Below are 23,491 nucleotides of genomic sequence, written 5' to 3'. Positions count from 1 at the left end.
CTCAGGCCTGCTTGGCCGGAGTCTCGCGCTTCTCCTTGATCTTGGCGGCCTTGCCGCGCAGGTCGCGCAGGTAGTAGAGCTTGGCGCGACGGACGTCACCGCGGGACGCGATCTCGATCTTGTCGATCACCGGGGTGTGCACCGGGAAGGTCCGCTCCACACCGCAGCCGAAGCTGACCTTGCGCACGGTGAAGGTCTCGCCGATGCCGCCACCGTGGCGACGGATCACGACGCCCTGGAACACCTGGACACGAGAGCGGGTGCCTTCAACGACCTTGACGTGCACCTTGACGGTGTCACCGGCGCGGAACGCCGGGATGTCGCTGCGCAGGTGCGCGGCGTCGAGCTCATCGAACTTCTGCATGACGTGCTTCTTCCTTGGGACGCCGCAGGTCGTCGCCGTTGTGAACGTGATCGGGTGCGCTACCGGAGTGTGAAGCCACATGCTCGGGTGGGGATCCACCGTTGCACTCCCCCTGCGGCGGGGGCCGGGTCCGGTCAGGCGCTCTCGTGATTCTGCCAGAGTGCGGCCACCAGGTGAAATCGGGCGGCCGCACCCGCGGCAACTGGGCTGCTTGCTACTTGCTCGTGCCCTGCGACAGCGAGCCCTGCAACTGCCGCTGGAACATGACGTACGCGATAAGCACCGGGACGACGGTGATGACCACACCGGCGAACATCGCTCCGTAGTTGACCTCATAACCGGCCGAGGAGACGAAGTTGGCCATCGCCTGGGACAGCACGTAGTTCTTCTGGTTGGTGTTCAACGCCACGGGTAACAGGAACTGGTTCCACAGGCCGAGGAAGTTGAAGATCGACACTGCCGCGATGCCCGGCTTGGCCATCGGCAACATCACCTGCAGGAAGGTCCGCCAGTCACCGGCCCCGTCCATCTCCGCCGCTTCGGCGATCTCCGCGGGCAGTGCCCGGAAGAACGGGAAGAGGAAGAACACGGTGAAGGGGAAGGCGAAGGCGACATACGTCAGGATCAGGCCCGGCATGGTGTTGAGCAGACCGATGTTCTTCAGCACGAAGAACAGCGGCACGATCGCCAGGAAGATCGGGAACGTGTTGCCCGCCAGGATCAGGTAGTAGACGAAGCGACTGCCGCGGAACGGGAAACGTGCCAGCGAGTAGGCACACATCGAACCGAGTGCCATCACCAGGACGAGCGCGATGGTGACGACGACGACCGTGTTGAGCAGCGCGCGCCCGAGCCCGGAGTCGTTCCAGGCCGACGAGAAGTTGTCGCTGATATTGCCCCACACGTCGTGCGGCATCTCCCAGGGCCCGGAGAAGATCTCACCGGTCGACCGGGTCGCGGAGAAGAACGTCCAGATCAGTGGCAGGACCACGACCAGTGTCCAGAAGACCAGCACGACGTGTGAGCCGATGACGATGCCGAGCTCGCCGCGCCCCCGCTTGGCGGGAGGGTTGGGCGCGGCCGGCGAGGCCCCTGCTGTGTCGGCCGGCGGTTCGACCGGCGAGTCGCCGGACTTGCTCAAGCTGATGTTGGAGCTCATTTCACGTCCTTCCCACCGGTCAGCCGGTTCACCGCGAAGACCAGACCTGCGAAGGCCAGCGTCACTGCTGCGAGGACGACACCCATCGCGCTCGCGCGGCCGAAGTGGTTCTGCGTGAAGGCGGTCTTGAACAGGTCCTGCGACATCACGAGTGTTGAGTTGTCCGGGCCACCGGTGGGGTTCAACGCCGCCATGTAGACGAACGCGTCCAAAGCCACCACACCCAGATAGATGTATGCCGTCTGCACGGTCTCGCGGACCATGGGCAGCGTGACCGACAGCATGGTCCGCACGCGTCCGGCTCCGTCGATGCGTGCGGCGTCATACAACTCGGACGGGATGCCCTTGATGGCCGCAACGAACAGCACCATGTAGAAGCCGACGAAGCCCCAGATGATTACGAAGACCGACGCGGGCAGCGCCGTGGTCGCGTCACCTAGCCAGGCGAACGAATGGAAGTTTTCGCCGATGCCGAACGGCAGGTGCTCCAGCACACCGTTCAGCATGCCCTTGGACGGGTCGTAGATCTGTGACCAGATGACGCCGATGACGATCGCGGGGATCGTGTAGGGGAAGAACGACACGATCCGATAGAGCGAGGACGCTTTCAGCCCGCGCACCGCGCCCGTGCTCGAGCCACCGACGGTCAGCATCGTGGCCAGCAGGAAGCTGAGGATCACGGTGATCAGTGGCACGAAGATCGCGAGAATGACGTTGTTGCGCAACGCCTTCATGAAGATGTCGTCGGAGAAGATCTCGCGATAGTTGTCCAGCCCGATGAAGTTCATCGTGTTGGAGAAGCCGCCCCAGTCGGTCAGCGAGTAGTAGATCGCCTGGATGAACGGCCAGATGACCAGACCGACGTAGAGCACCAGCGGCAACCCGATGGTCACCAGCAGGAAGCCGATGCGCGACGGACGCGTACGCCTGCCGCCACCCCGAGGGGTGGCGGCAGGCGCTGCGACCGGGACTCCGGTCACTTGATCTCGACTTTCTTCACCGACGAGTCATTGGCGACCTTGTCGGTGATCTGCTGCAGCGCCTTGGTCAGACCCTTGGCGTCCAGCTTGCCGGACAGGAAGCTGTTCCAGGGGACCAGCATGTCCGGGTTGGTGCCGTAGAGGTCGACGAAGCGGATGTTGAAGACCTTGTCACCGGCCGCGTCCAGCATCTTGATCTGCGACTGCAATGCGGTCGAACCGAATCCGCCCTCGGGCACGGTGTCCTTGACGACGGTCGGTGCCAGCTTCGTCTTGGCGAAGTTGGTCGCGGCCTCCTTGGACAGCATGGCGCGCAGCAACTCCTTGCCACCGGCAACGTTCTTGCCCTGCGACGGCACGATGAACTGCTCACCCGGCGCCGCGTTGAGCGCGTCGAACGGCATCTTGCTGGACGACGTCAGCGTCGGCTCCGGGATGCCGGTCATCTTGAAGCCCTTCTTGGTCTGGGACTTCATTTCGTTCTCGATCCAGGATCCGGACGGGTAGAGGATCGCCGACTGGTCCTTGCTCCACTGGGCCTGCGCCTGGGTGAACTGGGTGCCCGCACCGCCCGGCTTCATGTAACCGGACTTCACGATCTTCTCCAGCTTGGCCAGCACGTCCTGGACCGGCTTCTGCGACCAGGCCTTCGGCTTGAGGTTCTCCAGCGCGAGCCGTACCTCGTCGCCGCCCTCCTTGATCGCCGAGTCCATGACCAGCGTCTGGTAGTAGGTGGCGGCTTCCTTGCCCCAGGCGAAGAGGTACTTCTTCTTGGTCTTCGCCTTGGCACCCAGGTCGAGCAGGTCGTCCCAGGTCTTGGGCGCCGTCCAGCCGTTCTCCTCGAAGAGGCTCGCGGAGTACCAGAGACCGTAGATCGTCATCACGTAGTTGAGGACGAGCATCTTGTCGCCGATCAGACCGCGTTCCTTGACACCCGGGTAGAGCGTGTCGGCGATCTTCTTGCCCTCGAGGTTGTTGGCCTCCAGGACGGGCGCGAGGTCCTCCAGTTTCGGAGCGATCGTGTTGACGCCGATGGCCTGCGCGCCGGAGTCGTCGACCAGGTCCGGCGGGTTGCCGCTGACGAAGCGCGGCTGCAACTGCTGCGCGATCTGCGTCGACGGCGACACCTTCACGGTGCTGCCGGGGTGCTTCTTCTCGACGACCTTCCCGGCGAACGTCACGTAGTCCGTGCCGTAACCACCGTTGAAGATCACGGCGTCGACCTTGCTCTTGGCCGCCATACCGAACGGGTTGTCGGCGGATGTCTTGCCGGTGGCGGACTTCTTGCCGCCGCCGCTGCCGGTGCCGCTGCTGCCACCACCGGCGCAGGACGCGAGCGCGCCCCCGACCGGCAGCGCCAGACCGGCTGCCAGCGCAGTGCGCACGACGGTCCGCCTGTTGAGCGTGGAGTCGATGTGAGTCATGGCCGCGTTACCTCCAGTTGTTACTAGCCAAGGCACAGCCAGGAATGGATCGACTCCACGGGGAAGCCGGTGACTGTACGCCCCAAAGAATATGATTAGTTTTGTCAGTATGTGCCGGATTCGGCGCATAAACGATCACAGATCCGCAACAGCGACCTGCTGAGCAGGACTGTGACCCATCCACTTCATCACCGCGACCACGCGAGGCCTGATGCATACCACCGACTCTGCCGCAGTAACCCGAGTGCAAACCACTCGCCTCGCCGTCCGCGGCGCGACTTTGGGCGGGACCAGTCCACTGCCGGCGTACCGGCCGGTGCGCGCGATGACGACGACATCGCTGAGTCCGGACGCTCCGACCGCGATGCGCGAACGGGTCGAGCGCGGCCACCTGCACACTCCCCTCCCGTATGGCGTGCAGAGCGACTACGACCGCGGAGATCATCAGCTCGACCTGCCCGCCATCACCCTCGACAACGGCATCGTGCGCGCGACGGTGCTGCCCGGCCTGGGCGGGCGCGTCTGGTCGTTACGCGATCTGGGCGCCGACCGCGAACTACTGCTGACACCCGAGCGGCTCCGCTTCGCCGGCTTCGCCCTCACCGACGCGTGGTTCGCCGGCGGCATCGAGTGGAACCTCGGCACGACCGGTCACGCCACCACCACCTGCCGGCCGATGCATGCGGCGATCGTCGACTCGCCGACAGGGCAGGCGGTGCGACTGTGGGAGTGGGAGCGCACCCGCGACCTCATCCTGACCGTCGACCTTGCGCTCGGCGGCGATCGGCTGTTGGCGTCGACACGAGTCATCAACCCCGATGCCGAGGCCAAACCCCTCTATTACTGGACCAACATCGCTGTCCCGGAGACCGAGCAGACGCGCGTGCTGACCCCGGCCACGCACGCGTGGCGGACCAGCTACTCCGGATCCCTCGACCTCGTGCCGGTCCCCCAACCCGACGGCCCGACCGACATCAGTTATCCGGTGGCATCGGCGGCGTCGGCCGACTACTTCTTCGAAGTGGCCGAGCAGACCGGGCGATCCATCACCGCGGTCGAGCCGGACGGTGCCGGTTTCGCGCAGACCTCCACGGACGAGCTGCGTGGACGCAAGCTCTTCCTCTGGGGCAACGCTGCCGGTGGCCGTAGGTGGCAGCGCTGGCTGGTCGACGATCAGCCGTATGCCGAGATCCAGGCCGGTGTCTGCGCGACCCAACTGGAGCACGACCTCATCGAGGGATCGAGCGAGCGGTCGTGGACGGAGTCGTTCGGCGCGACGACCCTCGAACCGCGTGTCGTCGCAGGGGACTTCGCCGAAGCGGCATCGGCAGCGGCCGCGGCAGTCGCGGACGTGGCTCCAATCGACGCCCTCGACGCCTGGCACCGGCGCTGGCTCGCGGACTACGCCGGTCAGACTCCGAAGACCGGACTTCACACCGGATCTGGTTGGGGCCAGGTCGAATTGGCACTCCGCGGACAGTCTTCGCCCGACGGAGTCCGCTTCCCGGTGGTCGAGGATGACAGCCGCGCGGCCGCCGGGCTACTCGCCGGCGAGTCGGTGGACGAGCCACTCCTGCCGCTGATCTCGTGCCGCTGGCAACAGGCCGTCGAGCACGCCCCGGTCGGCTGGTGGCGGTCCTACGCGCTGGGTGTCGGCGCGCACCTCGCCGGTGACACGGCGCGCGCCCGCGAGCATTACCGGACGAGCATCGACCTGCACCCGACGGCAGTCGCGCTGCGTGGCCTCGCCGTGCTGACCGACGACCTTGACGAGGCCGCGCGGCTGTATTCGCAAGCGCGAGAGTTGGATCCGTCCACGCGCGGGCTGCTGACCGAGCAGGTGGAGCTGTTGCTCGAGGCACACCGGGCAACTGACGCACTCGAGGTCATCGACTCCGCGGCGTCGGGGCTGCGCGACCACGGGCGCACTCGGCTACTGCGCGCGCGAGCACTGCACGAGGTGGGTCGGGACGCCGAGGCGGCCGAGCAACTCATCGACCTGGAGGTGCCGGACCTCGCAGAGGGCGACCGCGCCATCGGCGACCTGTGGCGTCAGGTCCGGCCCGACTCCCCCGTGCCGGCGCACCTCGACTTCAGCATGACCGGCGACTGACCTCAGCGCCGCGGACGGCGGCGTTTCGAGAGCAGGACGGTGCCGGGCGGGTCGTCGCGCATGACGATCCGGAAGCCGGCCTTGCGGTACATCCGCTGGTTGTCCTCGCTGTGGACACCGGTCGTCAGGCTGTATGACGCAACCTCTTCCGGCGCCGCCTGCAGGATGAAATCCAGCAGCGCCCGGCCGAAGCCACGTCCGCGCAGGTCCGGGGCGACCATCAGCCTGCCGATGTCCCACTCCGAATCACCTTCGGCTGAGGTGCGCAAACACCCCCGCACCGACCCGACCAGGCGGCCGTCGAGGCGAGCGACATACGTCGTCCACTCGCGCAGCGACTCGATGAGCGACTCGAGCGTCTCGTGCTGGGCGGGAATGTCCAAGGACCGGTTGACGATCCCCTCGCGCAGCCAGCACGCGTGGGTCATCGTCAGCAGCTCTCCGGCGTCGGCAGGTGTGGCCACCGTGATGTCCAGGTCCGGAGCACCCGCCGCGGCGGTGGGTGGCAGCAGGTCGGGGCGACGGGCCGCCGTCCGCTGAAGGCGCTGCTCGTGCCGCCAGGCCGCGATCCGCCCGTGGTCGCCCGAAAGCAGCACCTCGGGCACCGAAAACCCCCGCCAATGCTCGGGTTTGGTGTAGACCGGGTATTCCAGTAGGCCGTCCTCGTGCGACTCCTCGACCAGCGACTGCGCGTTGCCGATGACTCCGGGGATCAGCCGCGCGATCGCTTCGGTCATCGCCAAGGTCGCCACTTCCCCACCGTTGAGCACGTAGTCGCCCAACGACAGGATCCGCACGTCGAAGTCGGCGGCAGCACTCTCGTAGACCCGCTCGTCGATCCCCTCGTAGCGGCCACAGGCGAAGACCAGGTGGTCCCGCTGGGCGAGGTCGCGCGCGATGGTCTGGTCGAACCGTTCGCCACCTGGCCCCGGGATGATCAACGTCGGGCGACGAGCGGCGGGCGTCTTCGGGAGTCCCCGTGCAACTGCCTGCCGCGCAATGCTTTCCAGTGCCTCACCCCACGGTTCGGGCTTCATCACCATGCCCGCGCCGCCGCCATACGGCGTGTCGTCGACCGTGCGGTGTCGGTCGTGGGTGAATTCGCGCAGGTCGTGGACCTGCAACTCGATCCGGCCGTCGCGCTGTGCCTTGCCGATCAACGAGATGCCGAGCGGGGCGAGGTAGTCCGGGAAGATCGTGACGACGTCGATCCGCACTGTCACGCCTCCGAGGTGTCGAGCAGGCCGGGCGGCGCGTCGACCACGATGCGTCCGCCGTCGATGTCCACGTCGGGAACCAATTGTTCCACGAACGGCACATAACCGGTGCGGCCACCCACCAGACGCACCTCCAGCAGATCCTGGACCGGCCGGTCGTGCAGCTCGACGACCGTGCCCAGCTCGACACCCTGCGGGTCGACCACCGTGAGGCCGATCAGGTCGTCGGCGTACCAGGCGTCGTCCTCGTCCTCGACGTCCTCGAGAGCCTCGACGAGCAGTTGCGTGCCCCGCAGCCCTTCGGCGGCGGTGCGGTCCATTGCCTCCTCGAAGGCGAGCAGGTGGATTCCGTTGTGGACACGGTGTGTTCGCAGAGTCAATGGCCCTCGAGCCGCGGGATCGGTGCGGAAGATCGCGCCGACGACGAAACGGTCGTCAGGGGCGTCGGTGTGCAACCGCACGGTCACCTCTCCCTTGAGTCCGTGCGGCTTGCCGATCCGGGCGACGACGACGCTGTCCATGCCTGTCATTGTGCGGTGTCCGTCCAGGCACCGGCTCGCATGACCCGCTGGACGGTGTGGTCCTCGCCCAGCACGACGAGGTCCGCCCGCGCTCCGGGAGCGATCACGCCCCGGTCCGCGAGGCCGATGACCTGTGCTGGGTTGGCCGATGCTGCAGCGGACGCGTCCTGCAGATCGACGCCGTCCCGGACGGCACGTGCGAATGCGCTGTCCATGGTCAGCGAACTGCCGGCGAGCGACCCGTTCTCGAGGCGCGCTGCACCGTCACGCACCCACACCTGTTGGCCGCCGAGGACGTATTCGCCGTCGCCCACGCCGGTCGCGTCGATGGCGTCGGTGATCAGCACGAGCCGATCGGTCCCGCGTGCCAGCACTTCGCGCAACACCGCCGGATGCAGGTGGATGCCGTCATTGATGGTCTCGCAAGGCACGCCCGCGTCCAGGCTGGCCAGCACGGGACCGGGCTCGCGGTGGTGGATCGGCCGCATACCGTTGAAGAGGTGGGTGGCGAGCGTCGCCCCGTGGTCGAAGGCTGCTCGCGCCTGGTCGTATGTCGCGTCGGTGTGCCCGACGGCCGCGACGACACCGGCGCGCACGGCAGCGTCGACGAGTTCGAGGGCTCCAGGCAACTCCGGCGCGATCGTGATGACCCGCAGATGACTGCCCGCCGCGTCGACCATCCGCTCGAACGCGTCCAGATCCGGCTCGAGGAGATGATCGGGATTCTGCGCACCACACCGCACGTGGGACAGGAACGGACCCTCGAGGTGCGCGCCGGCGATCTCGCCCGCCTCGGCCAGCGCCGCGGCCCAGCGCAACTGCTCGCAGAGCGCGTCGACCGGCGCGGTCACCAGCGACACCAGCGACGTGGTGGTCCCGTGCCCGCGGTGGAACCGCACGGCCTCGGCCATGTCCTGCGCCGACGCGCTCATGTCGTGCCCACCACCACCGTGGACGTGTATGTCGACGAAGCCCGGCACCACCAACGCGCCGCCAAGGGACTCACCGTCACCGTCAGCGGCCTGAACGGCGCTGATCCTGCCGTCGGTGATGCGCAGTCCCCCGTCGACGATCCCGTCTGGGGTGAGCAGGCGCGCGTCAGCGAGCAACGAGTCAGTCATGCGGGGTCCCCGCGAAGTATTCGGAGGAGCGAAGCGGGGAGAAACTTCGTGGGGTGCTCATGCGATCCATCGAACACCACGTGCGGGGCGACTGTTCGAGCAGCCTGTACGAGACGGCGAGTTCACCGAAGTGACTCCGAGGGTGACTGAATATGCGTTAAAGTAAGCCTATCCGCGCACAAACCGTCATACGACGCGCGTTCGACGTTCACTGCACTTGAAGGAGACCGACCGTGTCGCACGTAGCCACCGAGATCAGCAGTCAGCCCGAGGTATGGGCCCGCGCCGCGGAGGTCGCGGCGACCAGCGAGTCGGCCGAGGCGATGCCCGCCGCCGGCGAGCGAGTGGCGATCGTCGGCTGTGGCACGTCGTGGTTCATGGCCCAGTCGGCCGCGGTGCTGCGTGAGCAGGCCGGACAGGGCGAGACCGACGCGTTCGCCGCATCACAGTTCCCGGTCGGGCGGCGCTATGACCGGATCGTCGCGATCACCCGATCGGGCACAACTACCGAGGTCATCGACCTGCTGCGGCAGCTCGGCCCCGACCAGCGCTCGACGGTGGTCACCACGGAAGCGCAGCACCCCGTCGTCCCCCTCGCCACCCACCACGTGCTGCTCGGCTTCGCCGACGAGCAATCGGTGGTCCAGACCCGTTTCGCCACCAGCGTGCTCGCGTGGTGGCGTGCCGCCCTCGGCGAGGACCTGACCGCGCCGATCAAGGACGCACAGACCGAGTTGGCCACGCCGCTTGCCGACGAGTTGGTGCGCGCGACACAGTTCACCTTCCTCGGCGACGGCTGGACGGTCGGCCTGGCCAACGAGGCAGCACTCAAGCTGCGTGAGGCGTCGCAGACCTGGACCGAGTCCTACCCCGCCATGGAGTTCCGCCACGGACCGATCAGCATCGTCGACGAGCGTTCTGTCGTCTGGCTGTTCGGCGCCGCACCCGACGGGCTGGCCGACCAGGTCGCCGCAACCGGCGCGCGCTTCGTGCAGAGCGAGACGGACGCCATGGCCGCTCTGACGACGGCGCAGCGCGTCGCCGTCGCGCTGGCCGAGGCCTCCGGCAAGAACCCCGACGAGCCGCGGGCACTGACCCGCTCCGTGGTCCTCTCCCAGTGACGGAGACCGACCTGGTCCTGGCCGTCGACGTCGGCGGGACCTCGATCAAGGCCGCCGTCCTCGATACCGAGGGCGGCGAGCGACTGCGACGCGTGGTGCCCACCGCTTTCGACCAAGGACCCGAGTCGATCGTCACGGCCATCCGCGACTTGGTCCTTGACCGCGTTGCCGCCGCCTCGGACGACGGCTCTCCGGTGCGAGCCGTCGGTGTCGTCGTCCCCGGCGTGGTCGACACCGAAGCCGGGATCGCGCGTTACGCCAGCAACATCGGCTGGCGGGACGTGCCCATGCGCGACATCGTGAGCAGTGCGGTCGACCTTCCGACCGCGATCGGTCATGACGTGCAAGCGGCGGGTTTGGCCGAGGCGACTCTCGGCGCCGCGCACGGCGTCTCGGACACGCTCATCGTGGTGCTCGGCACCGGCATCGCGGCCGTGGTCGTGTCCGGTGGGCAGGTCGTGCGGGGTGCGGCCGGGATACCCGGTGAGATCGGGCACATCCCGGTGGGCGATCTCGAAACACGCTGCCGTTGTGGTGCTTTCGGTTGCCTGGAGATGTTCTCCTCGGCGCGCGGTGTCGCCCGTCTGTATGCCGAGCGCACCGGGAGCGCTGTCGATGCGACCGACGTGCTGGCGCGGCTCGACGACGATCCGGACGCCGTCGCCGCATGGCAGCAGGCGACCGAGACCCTCGCACGCGGCCTGGTGGCCGGCGCACTGATAACGGACCCCGCCCGGGTCGTGCTCGCCGGAGGCCTGTCCCAGGCCGGCGATGCGCTGCTGGACCCGACCCGCCAGGCGTTCGAGGCCGGCATGCCCTGGCGTACCGCGCCGGAACTGGTCACCTCCCCGCTCGGCGCACGCGCCGGCCTGCTGGGCGCCGGCATCCTGGCGCGCACAGTTGCGGAGGTGAGCGGATGATCCTCGCGGTCTGCCTGAACCCGGCGCTGGACGTCACGTATGACGTACCCGGGCTCGAAGTCGGTGCCGCACAACGTGTTCGGCGTGTCACTCGCCGGGCGGGCGGCAAGGGGGTCAACGTCGCATCGGTGCTGCACGCCCAGGGAACGCAGGTCATCGTCACCGGCCCGATCGGTGGCAGCATCGGCCGCGAGCTGGTCACCGATCTGGACGACCGCGGCATCGCACACGACCTTCTGCGTATCGGCGGATCGACGCGGCAGACCGTGACGGTGTTCTCCGACGACAGCGCGACCGTGCTCAACGAGCCCGGACCCTTGCTGACCGAAGCCGAATGGTCAGCATTCACCGACCGGTTCGCGGATCTGGCCCAGCGCGCCGATCTCGTCACGATATCCGGCAGTCTGCCCGGCGGCGTGCCTGCCGGTGCCTATGCCGAGCTGATCGGCATCGCCCACCGGCAGGACACAGTCGTGATCCTGGACTGCGAGGGCGAGGCTCTGGTGGAAGCACTGCACGCGGCACCGGACATCGTGAAGATCAACGAGCACGAGGCAGCTTCGACCGCTGAGATCGAAACCGACTCTGTCGAAGGCGTATTCGCCGCGGCCGAGGAGTTGCACGTGCAGGGCGCGGCCGAGGTCGTGATCACCCGGGGCGCTTCCGGTGTGGTGGCACGGACGCACGACGGCCGATTCGTGGGCACCACGATGCGCACCGTGTCCGGCAACCCGACCGGTGCCGGAGACGCGTTCACGGCCGGTCTTGCCGCCACGACCGGAGCCGCCTCGCCCTGGCGGGAGCGGCTGCGGCGCGCGAGCGCCTGGGCCGCCGGAGCCGTCGCGACTTCGGTTGCCGGCGAGATCGACGCAACCGTCGCCCGGGACCCCGAGAGCAGCAGCATCGTCGAGGAATACGAGGCATCATGACGCTCGCAAGCACCGCTGATCTCGTTGCGGCAGCACGGGACTCGCAGTCCTGCGTCTTCGCCTTCAACGTGGTGACGCTGGAGCACGCGGAAGCGATCGCTGCCGGTGCGACGGCAGCCGGCAAGCCGTGCATCCTGCAGCTGAGCCACAACTCGATCGACTTCCATCACGATCCGGCGCCAATCACGGCCGCGATGATCGCCGTCGCACGGGCCGCGGACGTCCCGCTCGCCATACACCTCGACCACATCACGGACGCCGATCTTGCGGTGCGGGCAGCGGAGCTCGGCGCGAGCTCGGTGATGTTCGACGCCGGCGCGCTCCCCTACTCCGACAACGTCGCCACGACGGCCGACGTCACCCGCCGCGCGCACGACGCCGGCCTCTATGTGGAGGCCGAATTGGGTTATGTCGGAGGCAAACCCGGCTCCCCCGTCAGCGCTCACGCCGCCGGGGTCCGCACCGACCCCATCGAGGCCACGTCGTATGTCGCCGCCACCGGCGTGGATGCCCTCGCGGTCGCCGTGGGGAGCAGCCATGCGATGACCGACAAGTCGGCCACGCTCGATCACGAGTTGATCAGCGCCCTGCGCGACGCCACGGGCACACCCCTGGTGCTGCACGGCTCATCCGGTGTCCCCGACGAGCAACTCCGGGCCGCGGTGTCCGCCGGGATGGTCAAGATCAACGTCGGCACAGCGCTCAACATCGCTTTCACGGGCGCGGTGCGGGACGCCCTCGCCGACACCGAGAAGGTCGATCCGCGGCCCTATCTGCGCGCCGGACGCGATGCGATGGCGGCCGAGGTCGAGCGGCTGCTGCGAGCCATCTGAGTGACGCGCCGGCTGAGGCCGGCAGCTCACTCAGGCGAGCACGACCTCGATGCCGGCCGACTCGAACTCCCGCACCACCGCAGGGTCCGCACCGTCGTCGGTGAGCAGGGTGTCGATCCGCCCCGGCGGGCAGATCGTGCAGAACGCCCGCTTGCCCAGCTTCGTGCTGTCGGCGACCACGACGACCCGCTGGGACCGGTTGGTCATCTCCTGATTGATCTCACCTTCGTCGTCGTGCCGGGTTGCCGCGCCGTGCTGCGCGGACACCGCGTCGACACCGATGAAGCACAGGTCGATGGTCATCGCCTCGATCACCGGACGCGCGAAATGCCCTACCAACTCGAAGGACTGGGGGCGGATGACACCGCCGATCACGACCACCTTGAGCTGCCGTCGCACGGCCAGGTCGCTGGCGATGTTGAGGGCGTTGGTCACCACCGTCACCGAGTGCAGCGCACCGGCCTCGCCCTCGGCGAGGTCCGCCCGGGACGACAGGCTGCGTGCCACCTCGGTCGTCGTCGTGCCGCCGTTGAAGCCGACGACCGACTGCGGCTCGATCATCTGCGCCGCGTGGTCGGCGATCCGCCGCTTCTGATCGGACTGTCGCGCGTTCTTGTAGCGCAGTGGGAGGTCGTAACTGACCGAGCCGGCCACCGCACCGCCGCGCGTGCGCGAGATCAACTGCTGGTCGGCGAGGTCGTCCAGGTCGCGCCGCGCGGTCGCCGGCGACACCCCGAAGTCGGCGACCAGTTGCTCGACGTCGATGGAGCCGTCCTCGGCGATGCGCTCCAAGATGGCGTTGAACCGCTCATGCTTGCGCACCACGCACTCCTTGCAGTCGAGTCAGCCATACCCGGAGCACCCACCGTATGACGGTTAGTGCTCCTGAAGTCGAAGTTTGCGTCAAAACACTGCAGTTGTCGAGTCAGCTCCGCGCATCGGGACGCGACAGCGCCCGAAGCATGCGAAAGGGGTATGTCGCGAGCGATGCTCACGACATACCCCTTCCCTACGGCTGGTGCAGTCTCTACCTGTCGGTGTCGACGATGTCCACCCGCACGTTCTTGCCACCGGCGAGCGCCTTGACGACCTCACGCAAGGCCGAGGCGGTCCGGCCGGAGCGGCCGATCACCCGACCGAGATCGTCCGGATGCACGCGAACCTCCAGCAATTCACCGCGCCTGCCATTGGCATGTCGCACGGTGACGTCCTCGTCATGATCGACGATGCCCTTGACCAGGTGCTCGAGTGCTTCTTCCAGCACGGGCTCAGGCCTCGGACTTGGCACCCGGCGCGGCGAAGCCTGCAGCCTCAGCGGCCTCGGCCGTCTTGAACCACACCTCGGCAACCGTCGACTCGTACCACTGCGAGTCAGTGGTGTGGTACTTCATCGAGTCCTTGTTGCCCTTGACGACGAACACCTTCGGGTCCGGCGAAGCGCCGTCCTCGAGCGGTGCGGCGGAGTCTGCACCGAAACCACCATCGGCGATCGCGGCCGGCGCCGTGGCCTCAGCGGCCTTCGGCTCCTGCGCCTTGGTGTCGTCGGCCTTCGTCTCGGCCTTGGTCTCGTCAGCCTTGACCTCGGCCTTCTTGCGGGTGGTCGTCGCCGAACCCTTACCGCCCTCGTCGGAGGCGTTCTGCGCGGCAGCCAGAGCAGCCTCGTAGAGCGCCTTCTTGTCCGGCTTCGGCTCGGCGAACCGCAGGGTGCCCTCGGCGCCCGGCTCGCCCTTGAACTTCTGCCAGTCGCCGGTCACCTTGAGAATCGCGGCGACCTGCTCGGTCGGCTGCGCACCGACCCCCAGCCAGTACTGTGCACGCTCGGAATCCAGCTTGATCAAGCTCGGCTCTTCCTTGGGGTGGTAGAGACCGATCTCTTCGATCGCCCGGCCGTCGCGCTTGGTGCGCGAGTCCATGACGACGATGCGGTACTGAGCGTTGCGGATGGCGCCGAAGCGCTTCAAACGAATCTTGACGGCCACGTCTGTGGTCTCCTTCAACATGTTTCAAGAGCAGCGGCGAGACCGGGGTGGGGACACACCGGGGAACCGTTGCTCGGGGGTAGGCGTGCGACACCGCAGGTGAGAGGGCCCACGGGCGCACGAGTACGCCGTTCATTCTGCCAGAGCGTGGGCCTGCTGCCCAATCGGTGCAACTCACTCCGCGAGCGGCACACGGCGCTAGCTCGGGTCAGCGACCTGACCGAGGAAGAGCGGGGCACCGGTCTGGGTGTCGTGGATCGCGAAGAAGAAGGCACGGTCGACCTCGATCTTCTTCGGCAGCTGCGGCGGCGCGGCCCCGACCTCCATCCCGACTCCGGTCGCGGCGGCCGCCTCCGTGCCGTGCCGGTCGACCTTGACCACCGACTGGTGAGTGACCGAGCCGATCTTGATCTCACCGGGCTTCCCGGCGATGCCGGACAGGTCCGCGCCGGGCGTGAACAACTGCCGGATGCCGAGGGCCTGCAGCGCCTGCGCCAGCTGACTGTGCGTGTCGATCGAAAACGGCGGCATCGACAGGGTGACCGTGCCGTCGGCCTTGCCCTGGACGGCCTTCGGCAGCACCTTCGCCAACGATTTTCGTATGGCGCCGAACGCGCCCTTCGCGGGCAGCATGACCGTCATGGCCAGGCCGCCTCCGACATACGGGATGGTGACGCTCTGCCAATTGTCGCCGACCGCGACGGGCATCCGCGCCTTCGCGGTCATGTAGCCCACCTTGACCTGTTTGTCGGCAGCGGTCGTGAACGGCCGGGGCGAGCTCGGGTCACCGAACTCCTCCTGCCACGACGCCTTGAGGTAGAGGGCGTTGACCAGCTCCAGCAGGCTGCTGGAGGTGACTTCCTTGGGCGACAACAGATTCGGGATCAGCCCGTGGGTGCGGTCACTGACCCAGCCGTTGATCTCCTTCAGCGCTCCCGCGGCATCGTTCCGGTAGTCGACAACGTGCATCTTCGCGCCGTAACCGGTCGCGAGCTCGCGCAGGTAGTCCTTGCGCACCGCCAGTCGTTTGTCCGGCCACAACGAGTTCGCGGCCTGCACGACTGCCGCCGTGTCCTTGTGTGCCGCACTGTCCTTGACCGCCTTCGCCACGGCGGCGTCGATGGCGGTGATGTTGCCGGCTTGCCGTTGCTGGTCGCCGCCGAGCACTTTGGCCAGTTGCTGACGGCTGGTCCCTCGTGCGCCGGCGTCGGCCATGGCCAGCGCTGTGTAGATCGAATAGGGGCTGATCGAGCCATTGTCGGTCGGCCCGATCGTGGCCGTCTTGAGCAGGACCCGCACGCCGAAATCTGTCAGATCGGCGGCGGCGCGGGCGTTCGGCCCGGGTGCCATCCGGGCCGCGTTGACGGCGAGCACACCGTCCGTGTCAGGGGCGACCGTGGGGTGCGAATTCCCAGTAGGCACAGACGTTTTCCCATCGGTCTTCGATCCGTTCGCAGAGCTGGACGAACACCCCGCCAAAGCGGTGCCGAGAGACACCAGCGCGAGTGATTGCAGAGCCTGACGACGATTCATGATTTCCCCTTGCTGGACGTGTCCGACGGTTCTGTGAGGAAGACGCACACCGGCGTGGGGAGGTTGCTCTCGGGCAGTTTCCCTTCGTAACTGCGAGATAACGATCTGCCCGGAAAATTTGGATATGTGTGCGATCTGTGGTCCGGTGGAGTGTCCGGTCACCGTGGTCCCCGGCCGGTTCAAGCTGTATCAGCAGGAGGAATATCGGCGTGTCGGTGCTTGAGGCGCAACACCTGTACAAAATTTTCGGTAGGCGGCCGGACGAGGTGGTGAAGCGACTCGAAGAAGGCGCCGACGCCGCGGAACTGCGTGAGAAATACGGCGTAACCCCCGCCGTCATCGACGCGTCGTTCGAGGTCCAGCAGGGCGAGATCTTCGTCGTCATGGGCCTGTCCGGCTCCGGCAAGTCCACCTTGATCCGGATGCTCAACGGTTTGCATCCCGCGAGCTCCGGCAAGGTCTTGATCCACGGTGAGGACATCAGCGCCATGGGCGGCGCCCAACTGCGCAAGACCCGCAGTGAGCACATCAGCATGGTCTTCCAGCACTTCGCGCTCTTCCCGCACCGGACGGTGCTGCAGAACGCCGCCTACGGGCTGAAGATCAAGGGGATGCGCGAGAGCGAGCGCAACGAGAAGGCTCGCGAGGCGCTCAGCATGGTCGGCCTCGACGGTTGGACCGACCAGAGGCCGGGCGAGCTGTCCGGTGGCATGCAGCAGCGTGTCGGTCTGGCCCGCGCACTCGCCGCCGGGACCGACATCATGCTGATGGACGAGGCGTTCAGCGCTCTCGACCCGCTGATCCGTCGCGACATGCAGGACCAGCTGATCGAGCTGCAGCAGAAGCTCGGCAAGACCATCGTCTTCATCACCCACGACCTCAACGAGGCCATGCGCATCGGCGACCGCATCGCGATGATGCGCAACGGCCGGATCGTGCAGATCGGCACCGCGGAGCAGATCCTCACCGACCCAGCCAACGACTACGTCGCGCAGTTCATCGCCGACGTCGACCGCACCCGGGTGCTGACCGCCGGCTCGATCATGGAGCCGCCGGTCGCCACTCTCGGCATCGGCAACGGTCCGAAGGCCGCACAGAAGCTGATGCGCGAGCACCAGCAGCGCGGCCTGTATGTCGTCAGCCGCGACCGCACCCTCCAGGGTTACGTGATGGAGGAGGCGGTCGCCGCGAACCGGGAGCTCCAGACCATCGAGTCGCTCGTGCAGCCGATCGACACCGCGGTGTCCGTCGACGAGCAGGCCGCGCACCTCTTCACACCGTCCGCGAGTGTGCGTCTCCCGCTCCCGGTGGTCGACGCGGACAACAAGCTGCGCGGCGTCATACCGCGGGTGACACTGCTGGCCGCGCTCGGCCAGGTGGACGCTCACGAAACCGGCGTTCGCGACACCGATGACGCACCGAAGCCGCAAGCAGGTGGAAACCCTCCATCGGGTAATACTGCGAATGACCTGTTGACCAAGACGACGGCAGGAGAAGACCAGTGAGCACCGTCATGCCTCGCATCCACCTCGGTGAGTGGGCCGACGACTTCGTCAACTGGCTGCAGGACAACTGCCAAGGGTTCTTCGACGGCCTCGCATCAGTGATCAACCACCCGGTCAACTGGATAACCGACGGCTTGCTGAATGTCCCCGTCATCGGACTCATCATCGCGTTCGCCATCATCGCCTGGTTGGCACGTGGCTGGAAAACAGCGTTACTCGCAGTCGTTGGCTTCCTCCTGATCGATGGATTCGACCAGTTCAAACCGGCGATGCAATCTCTGGGTCAGATCGTGGTCGCCAGTGTCCTTGCAATCGTCATCTCGGTCCCACTCGGCATCTGGACCGCCCGTTCACGGCGTGTCTCGACGACCGTTCGGCCCGTCCTGGACTTCATGCAGACGCTGCCGCCCTACGTCTACATCCTTCCCGGGCTCTTCCTGATGGGTCTCGGCCCGGCCAACGCGGTCATCGCCACCGTCGTATTCGCATTGCCGCCGGGCGTACGACTGACCGAACTCGGCATCCGGCAGGTCGACACGGAGATGGTCGAGGCCGGCCAGGCTTTCGGCGCCACGCCACGTGAAGTTCTCCGCGGCATCCAGATGCCGCTCGCGCTGCCCAACATCATGGCCGGCATCAATCAAGTGATCATGCTCGCGCTGTCGATGATCGTCATCGCGGGTGTCGTGGGCTCGCCGGGCCTCGGTCAGAAAATCTTCCAAGCCCTGTCCCAGCTCGACGTCGGCCTTGGTGTGGAGGCTGGGGTCTCCGTCGTCATCCTCGCCATTTTCCTGGACCGCGTCACCGACGGGCTGAGCAAGAGCAACCTCGGACTCGCCGCCGAAATCCAGAAGGTGCGGAGCCGAACGCGGGGCCAAGCTGCGATGTCCGCCGGCGGCGTCAACTGAGCAACCTTCACAAGTTAGAGGAGAAACTGATGGAACAAACTCGACGAAACGTCCTGGGCGGCATGGCGGCCCTCGGCGTCGGTGGCCTGCTCAGTGCTTGCGGCACGGCTGGCTCTTCCGGCGGAGGCTCCAAGGGCTCCGGAGGGTCAGGAGGCGGCAGCGGCGTGGGTGACAAGGTCGGCCACAAGATCATCGGCATCGAGCCCGGCGCCGGCCTGACGATGGCCACCCAGCGCATGTTGAAGGAATACGGACTGTCCGACTGGACGCTGCAGACCTCCACCACATCCAGCATGCTCGCGGCACTCAAGAAGGCGACCGACGCCAAGAAACCGATTGTCGTCACGCTGTGGCGTCCGCACTGGGCCTACAGCGCCTTCCCGATCAAGGACCTCAAGGACCCCAAGGGCGCCATGGGCAAGCCGGACGGCATCTACGCCCTCGGCACCAAGAACTTCGCGTCGGAGTTCCCCGAGGTCAACGCGATGATCAAGAACTTCCACATGACCGACGCGACGTTGGCGCCACTGGAAGAACTCGTGCTGCGCAAGCACAAGGACGACCCCGAGGCCGGAGTCGACGCCTGGATGAAGAAGAACAAGAGCTGGGTCGACGGGTTGTCCAAGGGCGTGACCGCCAAGGCCGGCAAGAAGTCGATCAACATCGGCTACATCAACTGGGACGAGGACGTCGCCACCACACACCTGTGGAAGAAGATCCTCGAGGGCAAGGGTTACACGGTGAAGATGACCCAGGTCTCCGACGCGGGACCGGTCTACGTCGGACTGTCCAAGGGCGACGTCGACCTCTACCTCGACAGCTGGTTGCCGTCAACGCACGCGACCTACTGGAAGAAGTACGGCGACGACCTGACCAAGATCGTCAAGTGGTACGACAGCGCACCGCTGACGATCGCGGTGCCGAAGTACATGAAGATCAGCTCGCTGGAGGACCTGAAGGACTGACCTTCCCGTCCCTTTGACGAAGGGCACGAAATCGACTGACCGACGGTCGATTTCGTGCCCTTCGTCACACTTGCTGGTCGCGCGTTGTCCTGAGTAGCCGCGAGGAACGAGCGGCCTACTGGTGGATCGAGTAGCGGTGAGGGACGAGCCGCGTACTGGTGGATCGAGTAGCGGTGAGGGACGAGCCGCGTATCGAGATCTCGAGATCTCACATCCGCCCGCGGCGGCAGAAAATGCGAATGCGCCTGTCAGTGCTTCCGCGTAGCGTTGACGGACGATGACCTCCACCGCCACCCGTGCAGCCGACGGCACCGTCACCAGGCCGCCGGTCACTCCCCCGCACGATCATCGTCGACAGCTCGGCTGGCGACGCCTCGCCGGCATACCAACGACCCTCACCATGGTGGTGCTCGTGCTCGGCACGATCGGGGTCGTGTTGGGCACCGTGGTGGCCGGCCGGCTGGCCGCACACCCGACCAGCACCTTGGTGACGCTGCTCGCGCTGTGTGTCGTTGGTGGCGCGATCCTCGACACCATCGGTCGCTTCTTCTGGGCGTCCATCATCGACCGTGCCGAGGGCACGCTGCGTGCCGACCTGCTGGATGCCGCTCTGCACCAACCACTTTCGGCGTTGTCGGAGCAAGCGGTCGGTGAGGTGCTCGATCGTGTCGACGACGACACACACGAGGTCGGCACGCTGCTGCGCCAGCAGGTGTGGCGTCTGCTTCAGACACTCGTCGCTCTGGTGCCGATGTGGCTCATCGCCGGCTTCACCTGGTGGCCCGCGTGGCTGCTGTTCCCGGCCATCGCCAGCGTCACCTTCCTGGTCATCAAGCCGAAGCTCGGCGAGTTGGCACGGCGCAAGGTCGCCGAGGAGATCTCCTGGACCGACCACGCCGCCGCGCTCGAGGAGAGCATCGCCGGCGCCGACGACCTGCGCACCAGCGTCGGCCAGCCGTTCGCCATCGCCCGACTCGCTCGTCTCTCGGCCGTCATTCACGAGCGCTTCAAGAGTGTGCTCGACCTGGAGTGGCTGCTCACCCTGCGCGCCAGCGTGCTGCTGCACGGCCTGCTGGCAGGCATCGGCCTGGTCGGCATCGCGCTCGTCTCCAGCGGTGGCATGTCCATCGCCGGAGTGGTGACCCTCTTCCTCGTCACAACCACCTTCGTCGGTCAGATCGACATGACCGCGCGGCACCTGCCCGACCTGCAGACCGGCATCGGCGCAATGATCCGACTGCGCCAGATGCTGTCGGTCGAGCCGGAGCCGACCGGCGGCGCGGCACTGCCGGAGACGCCTCTCGACATACAGCTCGAAAACCTCGAATTCAGTTACGACGAGGGCTCGTTCGCCATACAGGATCTGACGCTGCACGTCCCCGCCGGGCACACCGTGGCACTCGTCGGTCGCACCGGCTCCGGCAAGTCCACGCTGGCGTCTCTCTTGTCGCGTGCCGTCGAGCCACCGCCGGGCATGGTCTTCCTCGGCGGCGCCGATGTCACCACGCTCGACCTCGCACAGTTGCGTTCGTCCGTCGGTGTCGTCACCCAGCGCACCGAGTTGTTGGTCGGCACTCTTGCCGAGAACATCGCGCTCTTCGCGGACATCTCGCGCGCGACGATCGTGGACGCCGTCGAGCGGCTCGGTCTCACTGACTGGGTCGACGGACTCCCTGCCGGGCTCGACACCGTGCTGGGCGCGAGCGGCACTTCGCTGTCGGCCGGTGAGGAGCAATTGGTCGCCTTCGCTCGCCTCCTCGTGCGAGACGTCCGGGTCGTCGTGCTCGACGAGGCGACGGCGCGAATGGACCCGCTCACCGAACGACGTGTGGTGTCGGCCGCCGAGCAACTGCTGTCCGGACGCACCGGGGTGCTGGTCGCGCACCGGTTGAGCACGATAGCTCGGGCCGACCTGGTGGCCGTGCTCGATCGTGGCCGGCTGGTGCAGAGTGGGCCGCGGGAGCAACTGGCCGTCGCCGCAGGTCCCTTCCGGTCCTTGCTGGAGGCCTCCGCCGCCCACGAGGTCGAGGAGCACGAGCAGGAGCGGGCCGAGCAGTACGACCCCGGCCACCGGGTCGGCGGCCGGCGACGCACCGGTCCCCCACCCGAGATCGTCGATCCGGGTCACGGCCCGTCGCTGGCGCGTGGTGTCGCCCACGCGCTGCGGATCACACCACGGTGGGGTGCGATCGCCATTGGGCTCTTCTTCGGATCGGCGTTGCTCGGCTCGCTCGGCGCGGTGACCGGTCTGGTGTGGGGCAATGCCGTCGAGGACCTCAAGGACGGACACACCCCGACGACCCTCGGCGTCCTGTTGGTGGTGAGCCTGCTCGCGGGCCCCCTGATGCTCTCCGAGGCGATCCGGCGCTATCCGCGGTGGTGGGTCGAGGTGCTGCTGCGCACCCGTATGTCCGTGCTGATCGGGCAGACCCGTGGGCGCCGGTTGGCCAAGACGCCTCCCGGCGAGGTCATGGGTCGCGCCCTCGACTCCGACCGGTTCGCGATGTACGCCGACCGGTGGGTCGACTTCATCAACGGTCTGCTGATCGCCGCGGTGACCGCCATCATCAGTGGCACCGTACTGGCCGGTCTGGTCCTGCTGGGCGTGATGGTCGGCGCTGCCGTTGCCTCCGCCGGGGGTCGGCCCATCGCCGGACGTTCCGCCGCGAAGGCCTCGGAGTCGCGGGCCAACTTCGGCCGGGCCCTGGTGTCCGCACTGGAGTCGGCGCGCACCGTCAAGCTGGCCGCGCGCACCCCCGACGTGCATCGACACCTGCAGCGGGTCGACGCCGGCCGCGTCGACGCGGCGATCTCCGAGCACCGGGTCCGCGCCGTCCTCGACGGCGTCCCGATCATCCTGGTGCAGGCCGGTGTCGTCGTCGCCTGGGCAGCCTTCCTCGAAGGCGTCTGGGGGCTGGCGACCGCCATCCTGGTGGCCAACGCCGTCAGCGGCTTCGACTGGTTCGGCCGCGTCGCCGGAGCCGTCGTGACCGAGGCGCCCGGAGCGCGGGCGTGGCAGAAGGCCACCAGCCGGTTCGCCGGTGGCGTCGACCTGGTCAGCCTGTCCCCCGACATCGACCTGCTGGCGGGCACCGCACCGGAGCCGCCGAAGGTCGCACGCAATCCGTTGCGAGAGTTGACGATTCGCGATTTCTCCGCCATACACGACGACGGGACGATCGGCGTCACGGGTGTCGACCTGACTGTGCAGCGCGGCGAGTTCGTGCTGCTGCTGGGTCAGATCGGGTCGGGCAAGTCCAGCCTGCTCAGCTCGCTCGCGGGCCTGTTGTCGCACAGTGGCTCGCTGCAGTGGAACCACGAGGAGGTCAGCGACGGGCAGGCGTTCCTGCGGCCGGCTCAGGTCGCCCACGTGGCGCAGGTGCCGCGTGTGCTGTCGGGCACGTTCGCCGACAACGTCCAGCTGGGTCACGCCGACCGGCCCTTCGAGGAGCCGGTCGCCACGTCACGGCTGACGCCCGACGTCGAGGCAGCCGGCGGACCCGATTCGGTGATCGGCCACCGCGGTGTGCGACTGTCCGGCGGTCAGGTGCAGCGACTGGCGCTGGCCCGTGCTCTGGCGACGCAGAGCGAGCTGTTGCTCGCTGACGATGTCTCGAGCGCGCTGGACGCGAGCACCGAGATCGAGCTGTGGGACGCGCTGCGCACCCGGCACACGACGGTCATCGGTGCGACGTCCAAACGCGCCGCGCTGGGCCAGGCCGACCGCGTCGTCGTGCTGGTGGACGGTGTGATCACCGACATCGGGCCGTGGACCGACCTGCGCAGCCGCTGGGACCACCTCGCCGGCTGAATCGTTGCCGCGTGACGGCGGCTGCTGCCGGTGACGGGCGACGAGATGCCTACTGTCGTCACTTACTCGCGGTAGCAAGCCATTCCGG

Annotated in this window: 20 protein-coding genes; 9 read left to right on the top strand and 11 right to left on the bottom strand. The window is 67.3% G+C overall.

All coding sequences use genetic code 11. The features are described 5' to 3' along the window. Window position 1 precedes the first annotated feature (1 nt). From rplS to ngcE, 4 genes are all read right to left on the bottom strand, one after another. The gene (gene rplS / locus IEX71_RS03525; RefSeq protein ID WP_188835543.1) at window positions 2-364 is read right to left on the bottom strand and encodes a 50S ribosomal protein L19; all 363 of its coding nucleotides are present in this window, start codon (window positions 362-364) and stop codon (window positions 2-4) included. Between the two features lie 214 nt (window positions 365-578). Further along, entirely contained in the window at window positions 579-1,523 is a 945-nt protein-coding gene (locus IEX71_RS03520; protein WP_188835542.1) for a carbohydrate ABC transporter permease, read from the bottom strand. Beyond that, window positions 1,520-2,503 (bottom strand): carbohydrate ABC transporter permease, encoded by a 984-nt coding sequence (locus IEX71_RS03515; RefSeq protein WP_188835541.1) that lies wholly within the window; start codon window positions 2,501-2,503, stop codon window positions 1,520-1,522. The genes IEX71_RS03520 and IEX71_RS03515 overlap by 4 nt, the downstream gene beginning before the upstream one ends. Beyond that, a complete protein-coding gene (gene ngcE, locus IEX71_RS03510) occupies window positions 2,500-3,927 on the bottom strand; it encodes an N-acetylglucosamine/diacetylchitobiose ABC transporter substrate-binding protein (protein WP_188835540.1) in 1,428 nt (475 codons plus the stop codon). The genes IEX71_RS03515 and ngcE overlap by 4 nt, the downstream gene beginning before the upstream one ends. 325 nt (window positions 3,928-4,252) lie before the next feature. Between ngcE and IEX71_RS03505 the strand changes: the two genes are divergently transcribed. Further along, entirely contained in the window at window positions 4,253-6,040 is a 1,788-nt protein-coding gene (locus IEX71_RS03505) for a DUF5107 domain-containing protein (RefSeq protein WP_188835539.1), read from the top strand. A gap of 2 nt (window positions 6,041-6,042) precedes the next feature. Here the strand turns inward: IEX71_RS03505 and trmD are convergent, their stop codons facing one another. The 3 genes from trmD to nagA are packed head-to-tail and all read right to left on the bottom strand — an operon-like array spanning window position 6,043 to window position 8,899. Beyond that, the gene (gene trmD, locus IEX71_RS03500) at window positions 6,043-7,257 is read right to left on the bottom strand and encodes a tRNA (guanosine(37)-N1)-methyltransferase TrmD (protein ID WP_188835872.1); all 1,215 of its coding nucleotides are present in this window, start codon (window positions 7,255-7,257) and stop codon (window positions 6,043-6,045) included. Between the two features lie 2 nt (window positions 7,258-7,259). Continuing rightward, window positions 7,260-7,778 carry a ribosome maturation factor RimM gene (gene rimM, locus IEX71_RS03495; RefSeq protein ID WP_188835538.1) on the bottom strand — a complete coding sequence of 173 codons (519 nt, stop codon included), beginning with the start codon at window positions 7,776-7,778 and terminating at the stop codon, window positions 7,260-7,262. Window positions 7,779-7,783: 5 nt separating this feature from the next. Beyond that, the gene (gene nagA, locus IEX71_RS03490) at window positions 7,784-8,899 is read right to left on the bottom strand and encodes an N-acetylglucosamine-6-phosphate deacetylase (protein ID WP_188835537.1); all 1,116 of its coding nucleotides are present in this window, start codon (window positions 8,897-8,899) and stop codon (window positions 7,784-7,786) included. A gap of 233 nt (window positions 8,900-9,132) precedes the next feature. Between nagA and IEX71_RS03485 the strand changes: the two genes are divergently transcribed. Genes IEX71_RS03485 through IEX71_RS03470 form a run of 4 tightly spaced genes read left to right on the top strand, consistent with a single transcriptional unit; the run spans window position 9,133 to window position 12,702 of the window. Beyond that, on the top strand, window positions 9,133-10,020 hold the full coding sequence (locus tag IEX71_RS03485) for an SIS domain-containing protein (protein ID WP_188835536.1): 888 nt from the start codon (window positions 9,133-9,135) through the stop codon (window positions 10,018-10,020). After that, entirely contained in the window at window positions 10,017-10,940 is a 924-nt protein-coding gene (locus tag IEX71_RS03480; RefSeq protein WP_188835535.1) for an ROK family protein, read from the top strand. The genes IEX71_RS03485 and IEX71_RS03480 overlap by 4 nt, the downstream gene beginning before the upstream one ends. Continuing rightward, on the top strand, window positions 10,937-11,869 hold the full coding sequence (locus tag IEX71_RS03475) for a 1-phosphofructokinase family hexose kinase (RefSeq protein WP_188835534.1): 933 nt from the start codon (window positions 10,937-10,939) through the stop codon (window positions 11,867-11,869). The genes IEX71_RS03480 and IEX71_RS03475 overlap by 4 nt, the downstream gene beginning before the upstream one ends. Further along, window positions 11,866-12,702: a class II fructose-bisphosphate aldolase gene (locus IEX71_RS03470; protein ID WP_188835533.1), complete on the top strand. Its 837-nt coding sequence runs from the start codon at window positions 11,866-11,868 to the stop codon at window positions 12,700-12,702. Before IEX71_RS03475 ends, IEX71_RS03470 begins: the two co-directional genes overlap by 4 nt. A gap of 30 nt (window positions 12,703-12,732) precedes the next feature. Here IEX71_RS03470 and IEX71_RS03465 read toward each other — a convergent pair whose 3' ends face one another. The 4 genes from IEX71_RS03465 to IEX71_RS03450 all read right to left on the bottom strand — a co-directional run bounded on the left by IEX71_RS03465 (window position 12,733) and on the right by IEX71_RS03450 (window position 16,103). Further along, a complete protein-coding gene (locus IEX71_RS03465) occupies window positions 12,733-13,524 on the bottom strand; it encodes a DeoR/GlpR family DNA-binding transcription regulator (RefSeq protein ID WP_188835532.1) in 792 nt (263 codons plus the stop codon). Between the two features lie 205 nt (window positions 13,525-13,729). After that, window positions 13,730-13,966, bottom strand: a complete 237-nt coding sequence (locus IEX71_RS03460; protein ID WP_188835531.1) for an RNA-binding protein — start codon at window positions 13,964-13,966, stop codon at window positions 13,730-13,732. A 4-nt stretch (window positions 13,967-13,970) separates the two neighbouring features. After that, a complete protein-coding gene (gene rpsP, locus IEX71_RS03455; protein ID WP_444542663.1) occupies window positions 13,971-14,681 on the bottom strand; it encodes a 30S ribosomal protein S16 in 711 nt (236 codons plus the stop codon). 198 nt (window positions 14,682-14,879) lie between these two features. After that, on the bottom strand, window positions 14,880-16,103 hold the full coding sequence (locus tag IEX71_RS03450) for a serpin family protein (protein WP_188835530.1): 1,224 nt from the start codon (window positions 16,101-16,103) through the stop codon (window positions 14,880-14,882). Window positions 16,104-16,423: 320 nt separating this feature from the next. Between IEX71_RS03450 and IEX71_RS03445 the strand changes: the two genes are divergently transcribed. From IEX71_RS03445 to IEX71_RS03430, 4 genes are all read left to right on the top strand, one after another. Further along, window positions 16,424-17,719 carry a quaternary amine ABC transporter ATP-binding protein gene (locus IEX71_RS03445; RefSeq protein WP_188835529.1) on the top strand — a complete coding sequence of 432 codons (1,296 nt, stop codon included), beginning with the start codon at window positions 16,424-16,426 and terminating at the stop codon, window positions 17,717-17,719. Next, window positions 17,716-18,627, top strand: a complete 912-nt coding sequence (locus IEX71_RS03440; protein WP_229749425.1) for an ABC transporter permease — start codon at window positions 17,716-17,718, stop codon at window positions 18,625-18,627. The genes IEX71_RS03445 and IEX71_RS03440 overlap by 4 nt, the downstream gene beginning before the upstream one ends. Window positions 18,628-18,656: 29 nt before the next feature. Beyond that, window positions 18,657-19,592: a glycine betaine ABC transporter substrate-binding protein gene (locus tag IEX71_RS03435; RefSeq protein WP_188835528.1), complete on the top strand. Its 936-nt coding sequence runs from the start codon at window positions 18,657-18,659 to the stop codon at window positions 19,590-19,592. A 277-nt stretch (window positions 19,593-19,869) separates the two neighbouring features. Continuing rightward, a complete protein-coding gene (locus tag IEX71_RS03430) occupies window positions 19,870-23,403 on the top strand; it encodes an ATP-binding cassette domain-containing protein (protein WP_188835527.1) in 3,534 nt (1,177 codons plus the stop codon). Window positions 23,404-23,491 lie beyond the last annotated feature (88 nt).

The sequence above is a fragment of the Flexivirga endophytica genome (assembly GCF_014640635.1).
Classification (GTDB): Bacteria; Actinomycetota; Actinomycetes; order Actinomycetales; family Dermatophilaceae; genus Flexivirga; species Flexivirga endophytica.
The sequence above is the reverse complement of the archived record's forward strand: the minus strand, read 5'-3'. Positions and strand labels throughout refer to the sequence as shown.